This window comes from Lysobacter sp. CA199, assembly GCF_052078715.1.
GTDB lineage: Bacteria > Pseudomonadota > Gammaproteobacteria > Xanthomonadales > Xanthomonadaceae > Lysobacter.
The window spans coordinates 235,244-253,991 of record NZ_JBQJIL010000014.1 but is presented as its reverse complement, the minus strand read 5'-3'; the positions used below and the strand labels follow the sequence as shown (position 1 = coordinate 253,991).

Below are 18,748 nucleotides of genomic sequence, written 5' to 3'. Positions count from 1 at the left end.
GCCGCGTTCGACGATTTGCCGAACCGCTTCTTGCTTGAATTCCGGAGTAAATCGCTGTGTGCTCATGGTCTTCCTCCTATGCTCGGATCATAGGCCGGAAATGTCTATATTTCCCTGGACAGTCCAACACACGGCCGGCAGTGTGCAGATAATCGTTGCTAGATCTCTGTGCATGGACGCAAAATCGGGGCCTCAGCAGTCGGTGTCTCCGGCGCCTCGAAGTGAGAGAACCCCGTCTGAAGGAGTCGGACCATGCCCATCAGTCCTCAGCTGCAAGCCAAAATCGACGCATTGGAAGATGAAGATCTCAGAAACAGAATTCTCCGCCTTCTGAAAAATCCGGCGAAGAAGCGGGCAGCAAATGAAGAAATTTTTGAATCGTTACTCCTCGAGCATACGGTGGTCAAGGAGCGGCAGGCCCAATTGAGGCAGTGGTCAGATGAGGAAGTGGAAGCCTTTATGCAGTATTTTTGTAAGAATGATCCGAGCGACTATGTTGAATTCTTGAAGCAGGAGAAAGAATTCAATGAAATTGAATTGGGGCTTGCTGCGAACGTTCGTCACCTGATGAGTCAATGGATTCCGGGCGTGAGTGTCGAGGATCGCAGAGGGTTGTTCATTAAATTTCGCGATTACGCAAAGCGCGTTTGATCTAGCTGGGGCGCTAGAATGGCCGAGAAAGACTACTGGGTGGGCTTGCGCGGGAGTACAGCCCGATCATCGCGAGCAGTTGACCAGGCGTCGTCCGTGTATGAACCGCTAAGCCGTGAGGAGCTGTGCCATGCCCATCAGTGTTGAACTGCGAGCCAAGATCGATGCACTGGAAGACGAAAGGCTCAAAGCTGAAATTATCGAAGTGCTTGAGGGCCCTGCGAAGAAGCACGCAAGCGATGAGGCCATTTTCGAAACAATTCTGGCTGGCTACACCATAGCTACAGAGCAACAGGCGCAACTAAGACGTTGGCAGGACTACGAGGTGGCTGCCTTTGTGCAGTATTTCAAGGAGAGGAAGCCAGAGGACTATGTTGAGTTCCTGCGTCAGGAGAAGGAATTCAATGAGATCGAATCGGAACTAGGCTGGAAGGTTCGTCGCCTGATATGGGAATGGATGCCAGACTTGAACTCCGCCGATTGTCGAGGGCTGTATAGAAAATTTCGTCAGTTTGTTCGGACCCTTTTGGCCTGATCAAGGAAGATCGAATGAGTCCGAAGTACCTTCTGGCCGATACGAATAGCTTGGTTTACGCCTACCGTGCGGGTGGTGCGGAATTACTTGACGCCTACCGGCGTCTGGCCAAGACAAAGGACTATCAGATCGCGATCTCCAACACGATCGCAGATGAGATTGAAGACGGCCCCTTGGGGGAGGATATCGGGAAGTACATTGCCGACCGAAAAATTCCGATCCTCGATGCGCCCAAGGTAGAGCAGGAGTTAAAAGCTGCTACCACCCCCGAGGCGTTCGCCATAGCAAAGAAGAACGCAGGCGAGCGTTCCTTGATTGAAATCGCCACCCGCGAGCGAGTAGAAGGCCGCGCCACGATCATCTGGTCGGACGATGAGTATTTCACCAAGCCGCAGAATCTGCGGGGATTGCAGAAGAAGATTCCGGGATTTCAACACACGGTGACCGGTGAGATGCTCGATCAGTCGTATCATGGCGATGTGATCGGCGACACCGAGTATCAGCGGCATTTGGCTGGCTATCGCAGTGACAAGACTTTTGGCGGCAGCAAACGCCTGTACTCATTCGACCCTGCCTTATCCCCAACAACCACCCCAGCCCCCGATCTCCCCGAAGCCGATCCCGCCATCCGCGGCCCCAAAGACCAACGCGGCTTCGCCTCCAAAGAACTCCTGATCGGCGAAGTCCCCAGAAACACCCTGATCCGCTCAGGCGGCCTGCTGGCCTCCGGTGCCGATCTGGCCGTGAGCGCTCAGCGCGTTGCTGAACTGTTGGAGCAGGACAATCCGACCGCGGCGCAGTCCGAGGCCACGCGCGCGGTGGCGCGCAATGCCGGCGGTTGGGTGGGCGGCGCCACGGCCGCTGCGGTGGTAGGCACTTCGGGCTACCTGCCGGCGAGCTTGGTCGTGGCCGACGCGATGCTGTTGAGCAAGGCCTTCGAAAAAGCCGTGGATTTGAAGGAAAACTACGATATCACCCATCAGACCGACAAGCAGCATGTCGACTGGGCGTTCAATGGCCACAACTGGGTGCGCGACGGTTTGATCGACACGACGGCCGATGGCCGCGATAACCCGATCGAAGGGTCGTTGGGCGCGAATTACGACAAGGCGCGCGAGTTGGGCACCTACGCCAGCGCCAAGGCGGTGGAACTGGCCCTGGGCAGGGTGCCGCGGCCGCAAGACCCGTTCGACGTCCGCGCGCGCGCGGACGATCAATCGGCGATCGACAACCCGAACTGGCGGCGTAATCCGGAGACGGAACAGTGGCAGCGCCTGGTGAAAACCGGCGTGTCGGGCGCCAACGATCGCGGCGAATACAAGGAGCAGATCGCGACACCGGAACGCGCCATGGAGTTGAACCGCGAGGCGGTCGCGCGCATCCAGCACAACATCGCCAACGGGCGCGAAACCGTCGCCGCGGTCTATCTGGAAAACTACACCGCGCAGCGATCGCGCGATTTCGCCGAAATTCCTTCCGCCGTGCAGGCGGTGCGGCCGCGGCCCGGTGAAGTTCTGGGGTCGGACGGACAGCTCTACCGGCGCGGCGCGGACGGCCAATGGGCCGGCGCCGGCCGCGAGGCGCAAGGCAATCTGGCGCTGGAGTTGGAATTGACCCGGATGGCGCGCGAGCCTTCGCTGGAGCAATTCAATACGCGCCTCGCCACGCTCGAAGCGCGGCCCGCGCCCACCGAGCAGCAGCGGCAGCAGAACCAGTTGCTGCATCAATACCGAGTCACCCCCGAGCGGATCGAACTCACGCCGCAATGGCAACAGGCCATCGGACTGGCGGTGCAGCGCACGCGGGAAGAACACGGCATCTCGGGGCCCGGCGCGCTGCAATTGCAACGCAGCAACGGCGCGTATGCCGCCGACAGCCCCATCGCCCACTATGTGCGCGATGCCGACAGCACGAACCGACTGGTCGCCGTCACCCGCACCGAGGACATTCTGCAAGCACGCAAGGACGTGCTGGCACGCGACCCGCAACAGGCGCCGGTTCCGGATTCTCCGGAGTTGCGTATCGCCGCTCAATCGCCGCAACAGCGCGAAGCCCAGGAACAGGCAATGCGCGAGGCCAACCGCTTGGGCCTGTCGCGCGAGGACACGCAGGCCGCCGCGCAACTGGCCGCCGCCGCGATCGGAGCGAATCGCGAACCGGACATCGTCCTGCCTGTCGACGCCGCGACCCGTGTGCGCACGCCCGCGACGCCCGAAGCCCGGCAGGCGCCCGAACCGCCGTCGCCCGCGCCGATCCCGCCGCCGCTCGCCCAGAACGACGAGCCGGTGCCGCCCGAAGTCCAGGCGCACGCGGAGCTTGAGCGCAGGCCGGTCGAGCCGATGCAAGCCGTCGCGGGCGAGCCACAGGCGCCGCTGCGGCCATCGACCGCCCAGCACGGCGCGCACGCGACGCCTGCGTCGATTGACGCCCCCGACGATGCCTTGCGACGCGGCAGCGAGGGGCAAGAGGTGTCGCTGTTGCAATACCGTCTGGACCGCATGGGCTATCGCGGGCCGGACGAATCGCCGTTGCCGCAGCACGGCCGGTTCGACACCGCCACCGAACACGGCCTGCGCCAGTTCCAGCAGACGAATCGGTTGCCGCCGACGGGCGTGGTGGACCCGGAGACGGTGCAGGCGTTGGCGGTCGCGCAGCAGATGCGCGCTGTCCGTCCTGCGTCCATCGAACAAGGCGAGGCGCCGCCCGAGCCCGTCCGCGAGCGTGCGCCCGCTGCGTTCGCCCAGGATGCCGCGCCCGCGGTGCCGCCTTCCACGCCGCCGTCGCGCGATGAGTTCACGCAGGCGAGAGGTGCCGCAGAGCCGACACGCCCGGAGCCGGCGAACCCACTGCCATCTGTCGCCGATGCGCATCTTGCGCCGCAGGCGCCGCCGTTCAAGACCGAACCCGAGCCTGAGCGCGTCTTGATGGCGCAAGCGAGTCCGCCTGAGCCCGAGCGTGTCCTGGCGACCCAGGCGAATCCGCTTGAACCCGAGCGCGCACCGTTCCAAGCCGAGCCGGCTCGGCAACCGCTCGCCGCTGCGCTCCCGGTACACAAGCCCGACGAACGCAGGCAGCAGACCGCGAACACCGCCGATGCCTCCGATCGCGCCGACCCGCGGACGGCAACGAAGCAGGCCGAACCCGCCGAACCCCCATCGGCGCCCGACCTGTCGCATTTCTCGCCGGAGGATCGAGCGATGATCGCGAAGATTCGCGCAGGCGCGACGGTGGGGTTGTCGGATGAGCATGCCGCGGCCGCGATGCTCGCCGCGAAGCGCAACGGGATTCTCGACGCGGATCGGATCGGCCCGGTCGCCATGGTCGATGAAACCCTATGGATCGAGCGAACCGTGCCGGGCTTCCACACCGCGGTGAACGTCGCCCAGCCAGCGCCGCAGTTGCACGACACCCTGCGCGACACGCAACAGTTCAATCACGAGCAGGCGCAGCAGCAGACTCAAGCCAGGGAGCTGGAGCAGCAGCAACAAAACGAAAAGCAGACCAATGCGATGCGCCCTCAGCTATGAGTCGGCTCACCGTCGCCAGGCCGGAAGATTCTCTCGCCGCAACGACGCCGGGACGGTAATGCCGAGGCGATAAGGGCGCCGACCGGGCTCTCCCGGCCAAACCAGGAAAAACCGCGACGGATCACAGTCCTTGCCCGCCCCGGACCCCGCCGTTACCCTGGCTCCCCGCGAAAAGGATCTGCCGCACGCCTCATGCCAGCCAACTCACGCCCCGTTCTGTTCGGTATCAGGGGCGCGTTCGCGCCGCTCGCCGTCGCCCTGGCCCTGTCCAGCCTGTCGCCGCAAGCCGCGGCGCTGTCCAAGAAAGACCAGGCCGCGGTCGATACGCTGACCCAGCGCCTGCAATCGGCCGAAACGCGTTATCAGTCGGCCCTGGTCAAGATCCGCAACGCCGATCCGACCGGCCGCCAGGACAGCGACGCCGCGCTGGAGGACATGGAGGACGTGATCGCCGCCTGCCTCAAGCAGAAAGGCTGCCAGGTCGGCACCATGCTGGCCGGCTACAAGCGCCTGCTCAAGGCCACCGCCGACGCCACCGCGGTCAGCGACGAAGAAGGGGACGACGGCGGCCAGCTCGACAGCGAAGGCCTTGCCGCCGACGTGCCCGAGGCCGCGCGCGCGGCCGCGCTGCTCAGTGCCGACGGCCAGCGCTTCGTCAAGATGGTCCAGTACAACCCGGCCGTGCAAGCCGGCATCCGCCGCTGGCTGACCGATCTGCGCGGCCCGCTGATGCAGAGCTACGACAACTACCAGTACATGCGCTCGATGATGTGGCCCGCGTTCGAGCGCGAAGGCCTGCCCGAAGCGCTGCTGTTCGGGATCATGGCCAAGGAATCCAACGGCCGCGTACACGCGACCTCGCGCGTCGGCGCCGCCGGCCCGCTGCAGTTCATGTTCGCCACCGGCAAGCGCTTCGGCCTGGGCGACGACGGCACCGGTTTCGACACCCGCTACGATCCGCGCGCGTCCGCACAGGCCGCCGCGGAGTACTTGAACGAGCGCTTCGGCCAGCTCAACAGCAGCATCGAAATGTCGCTGGCCGCCTACAACGGCGGCGAGGGCCGGGCGCTGCGGATCAACAACGCCAGCGGCGGGCGCAACTTCTGGGATGAATCGGTCTACAACCAGTTCCCGGCCGAAACCCGCGACTACGTGCCGATGGTGATCGCCGCGGCCTGGCTGTTCCTGCATCCGCGCGAATACGGCCTGCATTTCCCCAAGGTCGACAACAAGCCGGCGACCTTGCGTTTGAACAAGGCCAGTTCGATCTACGAGCTGACCATCTGCCTGGGCAGCAGCGGCAGCCGCGACGGCTACATGCGCGCGCTGCGCAATCTCAACCCGCGCTATCAGGCCGACAGTTACCTGTCCGCCGGCACCACCCTCAACGCCACCACCAAGATGGTCAGCCTGTACAACCGTTGGTGCGTGCAGGGCAAGCGCTCCGAACTGGCGCACACCTTGGTGATGAGCGACGCCAACAGCGCGGTCGTGCGCACCGGCCCGCTGACCCTGCTGCCGGCGCTGGCCGGCAGCGAAGACGGCTCCGTGCCGGTCACCATCGCCACCGGCGTGCCGGCCACGGTGGCCAGCGCCCAGCCCGCGCCGGCCAGGAAACCGGCCAGGCAGGCCAGTTACAAAGTGCAGCGCGGCCAGACCTTGACCGACGTGGCGAAGAAGTTCGAGTGCGATACCAAGCAGTTGGCCAAGGCCAACGGCATCAAGGGGCCGCGCTTCACGGTCAAGCCGGGGCAGAAGCTCAAGTTGGACGGTTGCGGGCAGTAAGGCCGCGCGGATAACCGTCGCATGGATGCGTCCAAGCCCATCGAAAACGCCGCGCCGCGGGATCTTGCGCAAGATTCCGCGGCGACGGCGCATGCGTTTCGCGACTTGTCGCCGCGCGCGCTCGCCGCGTTCAAATCCCTGGCCTATGTCTCGTGGTTTGCGCTGCTGCCCGCGGTGTTCATCCTGACCTACGCGCTGGCGCTGCACTACGGATGGACCGTGTCGCTGCTCGCGATCTTGTTGCCGGGTTGGCTGCTGAAGACGATCTTGCACGAGTGCGGCCATTGGTGGGCCGCGCGCTGGCGCGGGATGATCGTGTCTCAGGTCGTGATCGCGTGCGTGGAACTCCAACCGCGCCGGCGTGGCGTGCGCTGGCGGTTCACGCGACTGCAACTGCGCGGCGTGGGCGGTTATGTACTGGCCTATCCGGACGCGGCCGGCGACATGCGCCGCGATCTGATGGGGTTGTCGCTCGGCGGCCCGCTGACGAATCTGATCGCCACCACGCTGTGCGGCGCGGTGGCATGGCGGCTGGGACACTCGCCAGCGCAGACCTTGTGGGTGCTGTGGGGTCTACTGCATCTGGGCGCGTTCCTCTTCAATCTGATACCGCACCAGCTCGCCGGCGGGCTCGGTACCGACGGCTTGATGTGGATGCGTGCCTGGCTCAATCGTTTCGAAGACCTGCCCGGTTCGAGCTTTATGGAAATGCAGGGACGAATTCTGCGCGGCACGGCGCTCAACGATCTGCCGGCCGGTTTGTCGCAACGCCTGCTCGAAGAGCCCGAACCGATGCCGGCCATGCACGACTGGCTGCGGATGTACGCCGCGCTGGAGCGGGGGGAACTGGAACAGGCCAGAACCGATTTTCAGGCCCTGTGCGTTCGCGTCGAAGGCTACGAAGAGCCCATGCAATTGGCGTTGGACGACCTTCTGACCCTCTGCCGGGCCGATCTGGCCTTCGCCGGCGCACTCGAACTTGATCCAAGCCGGGCTCTGGCGTCGCTGACGGCGTTGAATCTCAATGCGCGGGTTTTCTGGTATGTGCCGCATGTGCCGCCGCGTTTGCGCGCCCTGGCTGCGGCCCTGCGCGGCGACATCGCGGTGGCGCGGGCGCAACTGACATGCGCTGCGCGCTATGCGGATAATTCGCCGTTTCTTGCGACTGTGTCGAGCGAAGCACGGTTGCGCCAGCGGATCGAGGCGATCATCGAGCAGGGCGTGCCGGCCGGTCCGATGTCGCCACCCACCCCATAAGCGAGCGCGCCGACCATGCATGCCGAATCAAAAGCAGCCACACCGCGCGCCTGGATTGGCGCGATCGCCTTTTGCGCGGCCCTGGCCATCGTTGGCGCGTACGTCGCGCCGTGGCTGCATTACGTGTTCAAACCCTTGACCACGCTGCTGATCGCCGCGATGGTCTGGCGCCACGGCGGCGTCGCCGAGCCCGGTTATCGCCGATCCGTCCTCGCCGGCCTGTTGCTGTCGACCTGCGGCGACGCCTTCCTGATGCTGCCGGGCGACTGGTTCGTGTTCGGCCTGGGCTCGTTCCTTTGCGCGCACATCGCCTATCTGCTGGGTCTGTTCGGACGCGCGCGGCCGTTCGCGGTGAAGTGGCCGTTCCTGGCTTATGCCGCCTTGGCCGCGGCGGTGTTGTGCGTGTTGTGGCCGCATCTGCCGGGCGAGTTGCGGATACCGGTGATCGTCTACGTCGTCGTGCTCGCGGCGATGGCCGCGCAGGCGGCGGCGGTGTGGCGGCGCTGGCCGGTGCGCGCGACCGCGATGGCTGCGCTCGGCGGCGCGTTCTTCGTCGCCTCCGATGCCACGCTCGCGATCGATCGCTTCGCCGCGCCGTTCGAAGCGGCTTCGCTCGCGGTGCTGGCGACGTACTGGATCGCGCAGACCCTGATCGGGCTGTCGGTGCGTTCGCTCGAACGCGAGCAGCCAGTCCGGCCTGAGTAACAGCGTTCCGATACGAGCAGCGCGCGGCCGGCATAGCCGTCGGCGCGCTGCTCCGGTCGCTTACTGGTGCTTACTGGGAGGGCGCGCCAGCGTCGGTCTTGGCGGCGGCGGGTTCGGGCGCGGGAGCTTCATCGGGCGAAGACACCGCCTCTCGCGCCTTGTTCCACCAACTCGCCGCGGCCACTTGCGCCTTGCCGGCGCCTTCCTTGACCGAACCTCCAGCCGCCGCCCAGGTTTTGTCTTCGGCGAAACCGGTGACCGTGCGCAGCAACTGCGGGCCTTCGGCCTGGATCGCTTCCCAGCCCAGCACCGCGACCAGGCGCGGCATGAATATCATCGAGTCGACGTCGCCGCCCTTGGTCTCGATTTTCGCGATCAACGCGACCAGTTCCTTGCGCACCGCGTCGGGCGCGCTCGGATCCTGGCTGAGTTTCTTCAGCGTGATCAATCCGTCCTGGGTGCGGCCTTCCTTGAAGGCGATGCCCGCCGGCGGCAACTGCGCGAACCACGGCTGCCGCAGCAACTGCGCGAGCGCGTCGAAATGCACTTGCGCGCGTTCCCATTCCTGCTCGCTCGCGGCGAAGTAGGCCAGCGCCGCATGCATCACGATCACATGCTCGACCGGCGGCTGATCCTCGCCGGCCTGCTTCGGCAGCGCCCAGGCTTTTTCGCTTTCCCGCTGGGCCAACTCCGGCCATTGCTCGCGCTGGAACACCACCGAGCGCAACGAGGTCGCCGCGGCGCGATCGAACGCGCCGCACTGCTGGGCGTCGACGATGTCGCTTTCGGCCAGGGCGATGCTGCGCTTGTCGGCGATCAGCGCGCCGTAGGCCAGCAGCACATGGGTGACGCACAGATCGGCCTGGCTGAAATCGCCCTTGGGCAGATCGGCCGGCAGCCGGTTCCCGGCCCAGTTTTCGCCGGTCCACTGCAGGCCTTTGCGATAGGCCGCCAATCCGCCGGGCAGGGCGTTCTCGGACACTTGCCGGTACTGGGCGTAGACTAGGCCGTCGCGCATCGCGGCCAGTTGTTCGGCCTCGCTCTTGCCGCCGCAGGCCGACAGCGCAATGGTCAGCAGCGCGGCGGCCGCGGTCGGCGAAACCCGGCGCGGGGCCGGGCGTTGGGTCGATGTCATGGTTCCCCTCCGTGGGTGAATGTGTAAGTGCGCCGCTCAGCCGGCGCGGCGCGCCAGCGCCTGGCCCAGCCGCACCGCGGCCTCCGCGCTCAGGCCCGCGTCGAGCGTGGCCACGCCCGGCGGCAACAGCACGATCACGGTCGAGCCGTAGTTGAAGCGCGCCATTTCGGCGAAGCGTTCCAGGGTGATGCCTTCGCCGCGGTAATCCTTGGCGGTGACTTTGTCGCCGTAGCGCGGAATCTCCTCGCCGCTCCAGACCGTTTCCACGCCCGAGACCAGCAGCGCGCCGACCATCACCATCGCCATCGGCCCGAATTCGGTATCGAAGTGGCAGACCAGACGTTCGTTGCGCGCGAACAAGCGCGGCACGTTGCGCACCGCATCGGGCCCGACGCTGAAAAGGCGCCCGGGCACGTGCACGGTTTCGCGCAACGTTCCGGCCCAGGGCATATGCACGCGGTGGTAGTCCTTGGGCGACAGGTACACGGTCGCGAACACGCCGTCGTTGAACGGCGCGGCCGCGGCTTCGTCGCCGCCGAGCAGTTCGGTCGCGGTGAACGACTGGCCCTTGGCCTGGAAGATTTCGCCGGCGCGGATCGGGCCGCACTGGCTGATGCGGCCGTCGGCCGGCATCAGCAGCACGCGCGGGTCCGGATCGGCCACGCGCGCACCGGGCTTGAGCGCGCGGGTAAAGAAAGCGTTGAAAGTCGGGTAGGAGCGCGGATCGGGATTGGCCGCCTCGGCCAGGTTCACGCCGAACTTGCGCGTGACCGTGTCGATCAGCCAGCGGCTGAGGCGCGGGTCGTCGGAATAGGCCAGCGAGCGCGCGAGTGAAGACAGCCAGCGATGCGGCAGCGCGTAGGTCAGGGTGGTGATCAGGCTCACGGAGCGGCTCCCGTCAGCACGGCCATGTCCTTGGCGATCACGTTCGGGTCGAACGGCGGACGCACCAGGCCGGCCATGCGGCCCTGCGGGTCCAGCACGACCATGCTGGCGCTGTGGTCCATCGTGTACTGGTCGGCCGGTGCGCCGTCGGGCGCGGGCACCTTGGCGAACACCATGCTCAGCGACTTGGCGAAATCCTCCAGCGCCGGGACGTCGGCGGTGGCGGCCAGGGTGTCCTTGTGGAAACCGTGCGCGTACTCGCCGATCTTGTCCGGCGTGTCGCGATCGGGGTCGACCGAGACGAACAGCACGCGCGGGCGGCTGGCTTCGGGAATGGCTTCCCAGGTCTTTTGCGCCACCGACATCTGCGCCAGCGTGGTCGGGCAGACGTCGGGGCAGTGGGTGAAGCCGAGGAAGACCAGGGTCCAGTGGCCCTTGAGCTCGCCGGGGATCAGCTGGGTGCCGTCGGACTGGCGCAGCGAGAACCCGGGCAGGGTGCGCGGCGGGTCGAACAGGCGCACCGCTTCGGTCCGCGGCAATGACGAGCGCGCCGCGCCGGCGAAGAATTTCTGCGAGGCCCACAGGCCGAGCGCGGCGGCGAGCGCGGCGACGAGGACGATGGCGGTGGTGCGATTGAACATGTCGGTTCCAGCGTGTGTGCCCGGTCATGATACCGGCGATGGCCGTCGAGGCGGCTTCGGGGAGTTTTCGGCACCTCGCAGCGGCTGCCGACTAGGCCAGGCCATGGCTTCTTGCTGTTCGCTGTTCCTCCTTCTGCTGTTCCCCCTGTGCTGTTCCCCCCTTTGAAAAAGGGGGGCTAGGGGGATTTGCTCCTGCCCCCAAGCCCCCGATTCACCTCTCCGGCTATACTGCGCCCCTTGTTTCGCCCTGGACCCGCCGTGCCCGCTTCCGTCTCCTTCGAACAGCTGACCCTCGTCGACCTGATCCGCTACGGCGCCAGCCGCTTTAACGCGGCCGGGCTGACCTTCGGCCACAGCTACGACAATGCGCTGGACGAGGCCACCCAGTTGGTCCTGCACACCCTGCACCTGCCGCACGACCTCAGCCCGGTCTACGGCCAGGGCAAGGTCACCGGCGAGGAAAAAGAAGCGATCCTGGCGCTGTTCGAACGTCGCATCGCCGAGCGCATCCCGGCCGCCTACCTGACCGGCGAGGCCTGGTTCGCCGGCCTGAGCTTCAAGAGCGATCGCCGCGCCCTGGTGCCGCGTTCGCCGATCGCCGAGCTGATCGAAGCCGGTTTCGAGCCCTGGCTCGGCGGCCGCGAGGTCGCCCGCGCCCTGGACCTGTGCACCGGTTCGGGCTGCATCGCCATCGCCACGGCGCATTACCACCCTGATTGGGAAGTGATCGGCGCGGACATCAACGACGCGGCGTTGTCGCTGGCGGCCGAGAACAAGCAGCGCCTGCACGCCGACAACGTCGAGTTGCGCAAGTCGGATCTGTTCGCCGGCCTCAAGGGCGAGGTCTTCGATCTGATCGTGACCAACCCTCCTTATGTCACCAACGACGAAACCGACGCGTTGCCGCGGGAGTACTCGCACGAGCCCGAACTGGGCCTGCGCGCTGGTGATGACGGCCTGGACTTGGCCTTGAAGATCCTGCGCGACGCGCCCGAGCACCTGAGCGAGCAGGGCCTGCTGATCTGCGAAGTCGGCGAGGCCGAGCGCGCCCTGGTCGAACTGCTGCCGCAACTGCCGCTGGCCTGGGTCGAGTTCAAGGTCGGCCAGATGGGCATCTTCGTGGCCGAGCGCCACGATCTGGTCGAACACCACGACGAAATCAAACGGCTCGCCGACGCGCGAGCCTGAGTCACGCGCGTCGGCGGCCGGTAGCGGAAGACGGGGTGCCGTCGTCCGCAGCGCCGCGCGCAGCGCTGAATCTCCAGCGTTCCGCCTTCGGCGCCTAACCAGCCGGAACTTATCTTTGTGTCGCGAACCGGTGTCGCTGTGCTGGTTCGCGGCTGTGCGTGTGTTCGGAGTGGATCTGCAGCGGCCGCGTCGGGGGCCTTCGTTACAGCGGAAACCGGCGCGGTCGGCTATCGTTGGCTGACGGTGTTTCGTCTGTACAGCGAGCTTGCGGTGGTTGGCCCGGGCGCTCGGCGCTCGGCCCTCACCCCAACCCTCTCCCGCAAGCGGGAGAGGGAGTTGTGCGGCCAGCGCGTGACGCAGCGCGAATCGCGGCGAAGCCTTTCCTCTCCCTCTCCCGCTTGCGGGAGAGGGCCGGGGTGAGGGCCGCCGCGACGCATCGACGATGGTTCTGAGCCCGCGCTAATGGCTCATTTCCCCCGGCAAACGCCGCGGCATACCATCGAGGCAGCATCGCTCTCGCGACCGGACGCACTTCATCGGCAGCACACGCGCAACACCGATCATCGCCTTCGCCCACACGCCGGAAAACCGGCACGCACAGGAAACCCGTAGTGGCCAGCAACAGCTTCGGAACCCTCTTCACGGTAACCACCTTCGGCGAAAGCCACGGTCCGGCGATCGGCTGCGTGATCGACGGCTGCCCGCCGGGACTGGCGATCGCGCCGGAAGAATTCCGCCACGACCTCGACCGCCGCGCGACCGGCAAGACCCGCCACACTTCGGCCCGGCGCGAGGCCGACGAGATCGAGATTCTCAGCGGCGTCTATCAGGGCCTGACCACCGGCACCCCGATCGCGCTGCTGATCCGCAACACCGACGCGCGCAGCAAGGATTACGGCTCGATCGCCGAGCAGTTCCGCCCCGGCCATGCCGATTACAGCTATTGGCAGAAGTACGGCCTGCGCGATCCGCGCGGCGGCGGGCGCTCGTCCGCGCGCGAGACCACCATGCGCGTGGCGGCCGGCGTGATCGCCAAGAAGTGGTTGGCCGAACGTTACGGCGTCACGGTGCGCGGCTTCATGTCGCAGATCGGCGAGATCGTGCCGAACGCTCACGACTTGTCTGTCGTGGAAGACAACCCCTTCTTTTGGCCCGACGCAGCCCAAGTGGGCGAGTTGGAAACCTACATGGACGCGCTGCGCAAGTCCGGCGACTCGGTCGGCGCGCGCGTGGACGTGATCGCCGACAACGTCCCCCCGGGCTGGGGCGAGCCGATCTACGGCAAGCTCGACGGCGAACTCGCCGCCGCGCTGATGAGCATCAACGCGGTCAAGGGCGTGGAAATCGGCGACGGCTTCGCCAGCGTCGCGCAAAAGGGCAGCGAGCACCGCGACGAACTCTCCCGCGCCGGCTTCGCCAGCAACCATGCCGGCGGCATCCTCGGCGGCATCAGCACCGGCCAGCAGCTGCGTTGTTCGACCGCGTTCAAGCCGACCTCCAGCCTGCGCTTGCCGGGCCGCAGCGTCGATATACACGGCAACGAAGTCGACGTGGTCACCACCGGCCGCCACGATCCCTGCGTCGGCATCCGCGCCACGCCGATCTGCGAGGCGATGGTCGCGCTGGTGTTGATCGATCAGGCCCTGCGTCACCGCGCCCAGTGCGGCGACGTCGGCACGGTCACCCCGCGCATTCCCGCCGCCCCGAAGTTCGACGGCGATGTCTGAGCGGCCGCGCGTATGGGTGTCGCAGCCGTTGTTCGACGACATCGTCGGACGGCTCGGCGAATATTTCCAGGTCAGCGCCACCGCGGCGGTGACCCAGCATTCGCCCGCGGCGATCAACGCCGCGTTGCGCGCGGCCGACGGCGCGCTGGTCACGCTCAACGATCTGATCGGCGCGGCGCAGATCGCCGGCGCCGAGCGGTTGCGCGCGATCGCCAACGTCGGGGTGGGCTACAACAATCTCGACGTGCCCGCGCTCAGCGCGGCCGGCATCCTGGCCAGCAACACGCCCGATGTGCTGACCGAAACCACCGCCGACTTCGGCTGGGCGCTGATGATGGCGACCGCGCGGCGGATCTCGGAGGCCGAGCGCTGGTTGCGCGAGGGCCATTGGCAGCGCTGGAGCTTCGACAGCCTGCTCGGTGGCGACGTGCACGGCGCCACCCTCGGCATTCTCGGCATGGGCCGGATCGGCCAGGCGATCGCGCGCCGCGCGATCGGTTTCGGCATGCGCACGCTGTATCACAACCGCAGCCGGCTGCCCGAGGCGGTCGAGCGCGAATGCGCCGCAAGCTACACCAGCTTCGAGGAACTGCTGGGCCGCGCCGATCATCTGATCCTGGTGCTGCCGTATTCGCCGCAGTCGCATCACCTCATCGATGCCGCGGCGTTTGCGCGAATGCAGCCGCATGCGACGCTGACCAATATCGCCCGCGGCGGCATCATCGACGAGAACGCGCTGTGCGACGCGCTCGAACAAGGGCGCCTGGCCGCGGCCGGACTGGATGTCTACGAGGGCGAGCCCAAGCTCAACCCGCGCCTGCTCGAGCAGCGCCGGGTGGTGCTGACGCCGCATATCGCCAGCGGCAGCCTGGCCACGCGCCGGGCGATGGTGTCGCTGGCGGTGGACAATCTGATCGCGGTGCTGGGCTATGGACCGGATGCGGGGAGGCCGCCATCGCCGCTCAATGCCGACCAGGTCGCGATGACGAAGCGGGGCGCGGCATGAATTACCTCGCCGCGTCAGTTTCGAAATCTTTTGTGGGAGGGGCTTCAGCCCCGACGCTGTTCGATCAGGTCTCCAGACTGCAGGGCATCGGATCGAACAGCGTCGGGGCTGAAGCTCCCTCCCACAAAAGACCTCGAAGTCTTCGCTGAAGGCAGCGATGGCCCGAAATGAAGCTTTCACGCAACACCCGCCGGAAATGGGTCCGGCGGTCCCCACAAGTCAGGTAACTCAGAACAGATGAACGCCAAGACGTCCTGCAATGTCGCCGTGGTCGGTGCTACCGGCGCGGTCGGTGAAACCATGCTGAAGGTGCTGGCCGAGCGCAAATTCCCGATCGGTCAGCTGCATGTGTTGGCGAGCGAACGCTCGGCGGGAGAGAAAATCGAGTTCGGCGGAAAAACCATCGTGGTGCAGGATCTGGCGCTGTTCGATCCCACCGGCGTGGACATCGCATTGTTCTCGGCCGGCGGTTCGGTTTCGAAGGAATACGCGCCCAAGTTCGCCGCCGCCGGCGCGGTGGTGATCGACAATTCCTCGGCCTTCCGCTACGACGACGACATCCCGCTGGTGGTCAGCGAGGTCAATCCCGAAGCGGCCAAGAACCGTCCGCGCGGCATCATCGCCAATCCGAACTGCTCGACCATGCAGATGCTGGTCGCGCTGGCGCCGATCCATCGCAAGGCCAAGATCGAACGCATCAACGTGGCGACTTACCAGTCGGTGTCGGGCACCGGCAAGCGCGCGATGGAGGAACTCGGCAGGCAGACCGCCGCGTTGTTGAGCTTCCAGCCGATCGAGCCTGCGATCTACCCGGTGCAGATCGCCTTCAACGTGATCCCGCACGGCGGCGACTTCACCGACAACGGCTACACCACCGAAGAGATGAAGCTGGTCTGGGAGACCCGCAAGATCCTCGGCGACGACAGCATCGGCGTGAACGCGACGGTGGTGCGGGTGCCGGTGTTCTACGGCCACTCCGAGGCGGTGCACATCGAAACCCGCGACAAGCTGTCCGCGGCCGATGCGCGCGCGCTGCTGGAAAAGGCCCCGGGCGTGGAAGTGGTGGACGAGCCGGTCGGCGGCGGATATCCGACGCCGGTCACGCATGCTTCGGGACACGATGCTGTTTTCGTCGGCCGCATCCGCGAGGACATCTCGCACCCGCGCGGCCTGTCGCTGTGGGTGGTGTCGGACAACATCCGCAAGGGCGCGGCGACCAATGCCGTGCAGTTGGCCGAACTGGTCTGGAACGAGCGCTGATCGCGCGGCGGTTACTGGCTTTATGAGGTATCGATCGGGCCCTGCGGGGCCCGATTTTTTGCCAGGTGCGGCCTTCAGCATCGAAGTCTTTTGTGGGAGGGGCTTCAGCCCCGACACTTTTGGTGGAGGCACGGCGATCCGGCCGAAAAGCGTCGGGGCTGAAGCCCCTCCCACAAAAGGCCTCGAACCTTCGCAAACGCCGTGACGCCGATCCGATCGCAACGAAAACTTCACTTCGCGTTGCGCATAACTAGTCCAGACCGCTAGAGTCGCCGCCTGTCTTTGGCAATGGGATCGTCCGTGAGATCAGGTTTCGCACGCACCGCCTTGGCTCTGGCGCTGGCGCTGGCCAGCTCGGCGGCCTGTGCGCTGGGGCTGGGCCAGATCGATGTGAAGTCGCGTTCGGGGCAGCCGCTGCTGGCGGAGATCCCAGTGATCTCCAGCGGGCCGGAAGAACTGGCGCAACTGCGCGCCGGGTTGGCTTCGCCGGAGACTTTCCAGCGCATCGGTCTGGAAGCGCCGCAGGGCATCGTCACCGACCTGCGTTTCACCCTGGCGCTGGACGCCGCCGGCAAACCGGTGATCCGGGTGACCAGCACCCAGCCGGTCAATCAGCCGTTGCTGACCTTCCTGATCGAAGTCGACTGGGGCCAGGGCCGCCTGACCCGCGAATACTCCGCGCTGCTGGATGCGCCGCGCACCGCGTCGGCGCCGATGCAGCCGCCGATCAAGGCGCCCACCGGCGCTGCGCCGAACACCATCGAACGTCCGCTGGAGGCGCCGCTGCCGTTCGGCGCGCAGCCGCAGGAAACCGACCCGCTGTCGGTGGACAACCAGCTCAACGAACGCTACGACCCCGGCAGCGCGGTGCCCGCACCGTCGTTCCCGGCCGAGGCGGTCGCGATCCAGCCCGAACCCGCCGCGCAGCCCGAACCGGCCGCGCCGGTGGCGGCCGAGCCCGCGCCGCAGGCGCGTCCGAACGCGGGCAGCATTCCGCGCGCGCCGCGCCAGCCGCGTGCGGTCGCCGCCGCGTCGCCGGGGCCGCCTGCTGAGGGCGATATCACCGTGCAGCGCGGCCAGACTTTGTCCGGCATCGCCTCGGGCCTGGCCGGCGAGCACACCCTCAATCAGACGATGATCGCGCTGCTGCGGGCCAATCCGGAGGCCTTCATCGGCGGCAACATCAACCGGCTGCGGGCGGGCGCGGTGCTGCGCCAGCCGCCGAGCAATCAATTGACCGCGATCGATCCGCGCGAGGCCAGCGAGCTGGTGCGGGTGCAGATCCAGCAGTGGCGGCAAGGCGTGGCCAGTCCGGCGGTGCCGCAGCCGATCGCGCTGGAGTCCGACCGCATCGCCCAGGCGCCGGTCGCTCCGGCGGCCAAGGACGGCGCCGGCCGTAGCAGCGATGCGCGTTTGGAAATCGTTCCGCCGGGCGCCAGCCGCGCGACCCAGGCCGGGGCTCAATCCGGCATCAGCGCCGGAGGCGAGGGCGAGATGGTGCGACAAGAAATTCAACAGGCCAACGAGACCCTCGCCGCGCGCGATCAGGAGCTCACCGAGCTCAAGAGCAAGGTCGCCGAGTTGGAGAAACTGCAGAACGACCAGCAAAAGCTGATCGCGATGAAGGACAGCGAGCTGGCGGCGAGCCAGCAGCGCCTGGCCGAACAGCAGGCGCGCGGCGACGGCTCGCCGATGCCGTGGATCTTCGGCGGCCTGGGCGTGTTGGCGTTGCTGGTCGGCGGCTGGGTGCTGAGCCGGCGCGAGCCCAAGCGTCCGGCGTTCCGTGCGCCGATCGGACCGGGCGCGGAAGCGTCCGCGCCGGTGAGCGAGCGCTACGCCGAGACCGATCCGGTCGAATCGCTGCGCCGACGCCCGGAGCACGCGCCGAGCCTGATCGATCCGGTCGCGCAACTGCTCGCCGAACCCGAGGACCGATCCGCGCCAGTCGAAGCCGCGCCGATCGAAGCAGCTCCGGCCACCGCCGCTCCGTTCTGGACCGCGCCCGAGACCGAACCCAAGACCCGAAACACCGTCCCGACCTGGCATTCGTCCGAGGTCGGCACGGCGCCGTCGCATCGCGTCGAGCCGATCGTCGCCGCGCCCGTTGCGCCCGCGGTCGTCGCCAGCGCGGCTCCGGTCGTGGTGGCCCAGTCGGCCGTCGCCGCGCCCGTGGTCGCGGCCGAACCCGCCGCGCCGGCCGCCACTGCGCCGAACTCGGTTCCGGCCGCTGCAACCGCCCGCCCAGCGGTCGCCGCGAACGCCAATGCCGCGCCCGGTCAGGAGCGCATCGAACTGGCCCGCGCCTACCTGGATCTGGGCGACGAAAGCAGCGCACGCCAATTGCTCGGCGAAGTGCTCATCAACGGCGATCACGCCGCCCGCCAGCAGGCCGCGCGGCTGCTGCGCGAAATCGAGGCGGCCAGCTGAGGCGGCCGGCCTCGGCACG

14 protein-coding genes are annotated in these 18,748 nt (G+C 66.8%); 11 read left to right on the top strand and 3 right to left on the bottom strand.

The annotated features are described in order from the left end of the window. Window positions 1-252 precede the first annotated feature (252 nt). From ACTOWJ_RS24780 to ACTOWJ_RS24755, 6 genes are all read left to right on the top strand, one after another. Window positions 253-651 carry a hypothetical protein gene (locus ACTOWJ_RS24780; protein ID WP_441337282.1) on the top strand — a complete coding sequence of 133 codons (399 nt, stop codon included), beginning with the start codon at window positions 253-255 and terminating at the stop codon, window positions 649-651. A gap of 130 nt (window positions 652-781) precedes the next feature. Then, entirely contained in the window at window positions 782-1,186 is a 405-nt protein-coding gene (locus ACTOWJ_RS24775; protein WP_441337281.1) for a hypothetical protein, read from the top strand. Between the two features lie 14 nt (window positions 1,187-1,200). Beyond that, a complete protein-coding gene (locus ACTOWJ_RS24770) occupies window positions 1,201-4,713 on the top strand; it encodes a peptidoglycan-binding protein (RefSeq protein WP_441337280.1) in 3,513 nt (1,170 codons plus the stop codon). 192 nt (window positions 4,714-4,905) lie between these two features. After that, window positions 4,906-6,498 carry a transglycosylase SLT domain-containing protein gene (locus ACTOWJ_RS24765; RefSeq protein WP_441337279.1) on the top strand — a complete coding sequence of 531 codons (1,593 nt, stop codon included), beginning with the start codon at window positions 4,906-4,908 and terminating at the stop codon, window positions 6,496-6,498. Window positions 6,499-6,603: 105 nt separating this feature from the next. Continuing rightward, the gene (locus ACTOWJ_RS24760) at window positions 6,604-7,755 is read left to right on the top strand and encodes a M50 family metallopeptidase (RefSeq protein ID WP_441337278.1); all 1,152 of its coding nucleotides are present in this window, start codon (window positions 6,604-6,606) and stop codon (window positions 7,753-7,755) included. A gap of 15 nt (window positions 7,756-7,770) precedes the next feature. Continuing rightward, window positions 7,771-8,460: a lysoplasmalogenase gene (locus tag ACTOWJ_RS24755; RefSeq protein WP_441337277.1), complete on the top strand. Its 690-nt coding sequence runs from the start codon at window positions 7,771-7,773 to the stop codon at window positions 8,458-8,460. A 70-nt stretch (window positions 8,461-8,530) separates the two neighbouring features. On the opposite strand, the gene ACTOWJ_RS24750 is transcribed toward ACTOWJ_RS24755, so the two are convergent. Genes ACTOWJ_RS24750 through ACTOWJ_RS24740 form a run of 3 tightly spaced genes read right to left on the bottom strand, consistent with a single transcriptional unit; the run spans window position 8,531 to window position 11,121 of the window. Further along, window positions 8,531-9,595: a hypothetical protein gene (locus ACTOWJ_RS24750; RefSeq protein ID WP_441337276.1), complete on the bottom strand. Its 1,065-nt coding sequence runs from the start codon at window positions 9,593-9,595 to the stop codon at window positions 8,531-8,533. A gap of 36 nt (window positions 9,596-9,631) precedes the next feature. Then, entirely contained in the window at window positions 9,632-10,480 is an 849-nt protein-coding gene (gene asd, locus ACTOWJ_RS24745) for an archaetidylserine decarboxylase (RefSeq protein ID WP_441337275.1), read from the bottom strand. Further along, complete coding sequence (locus ACTOWJ_RS24740) at window positions 10,477-11,121, bottom strand: SCO family protein (RefSeq protein WP_441337274.1); 645 nt, start codon at window positions 11,119-11,121, stop codon at window positions 10,477-10,479. Before ACTOWJ_RS24740 ends, asd begins: the two co-directional genes overlap by 4 nt. 258 nt (window positions 11,122-11,379) lie before the next feature. Between ACTOWJ_RS24740 and prmB the strand changes: the two genes are divergently transcribed. From prmB to ACTOWJ_RS24715, 5 genes are all read left to right on the top strand, one after another. Next, entirely contained in the window at window positions 11,380-12,309 is a 930-nt protein-coding gene (prmB, locus tag ACTOWJ_RS24735) for a 50S ribosomal protein L3 N(5)-glutamine methyltransferase (protein ID WP_441337273.1), read from the top strand. Window positions 12,310-12,920: 611 nt separating this feature from the next. After that, window positions 12,921-14,036, top strand: coding sequence for a chorismate synthase (gene aroC / locus ACTOWJ_RS24730; RefSeq protein WP_441337272.1), 1,116 nt, complete (start codon window positions 12,921-12,923; stop codon window positions 14,034-14,036). Then, window positions 14,029-15,042, top strand: coding sequence for a 2-hydroxyacid dehydrogenase (locus tag ACTOWJ_RS24725; protein WP_441337271.1), 1,014 nt, complete (start codon window positions 14,029-14,031; stop codon window positions 15,040-15,042). Before aroC ends, ACTOWJ_RS24725 begins: the two co-directional genes overlap by 8 nt. Window positions 15,043-15,279: 237 nt before the next feature. Further along, complete coding sequence (locus ACTOWJ_RS24720; protein ID WP_441337270.1) at window positions 15,280-16,302, top strand: aspartate-semialdehyde dehydrogenase; 1,023 nt, start codon at window positions 15,280-15,282, stop codon at window positions 16,300-16,302. Window positions 16,303-16,602: 300 nt separating this feature from the next. Further along, window positions 16,603-18,729: a FimV/HubP family polar landmark protein gene (locus tag ACTOWJ_RS24715; protein ID WP_441337269.1), complete on the top strand. Its 2,127-nt coding sequence runs from the start codon at window positions 16,603-16,605 to the stop codon at window positions 18,727-18,729. Window positions 18,730-18,748 lie beyond the last annotated feature (19 nt).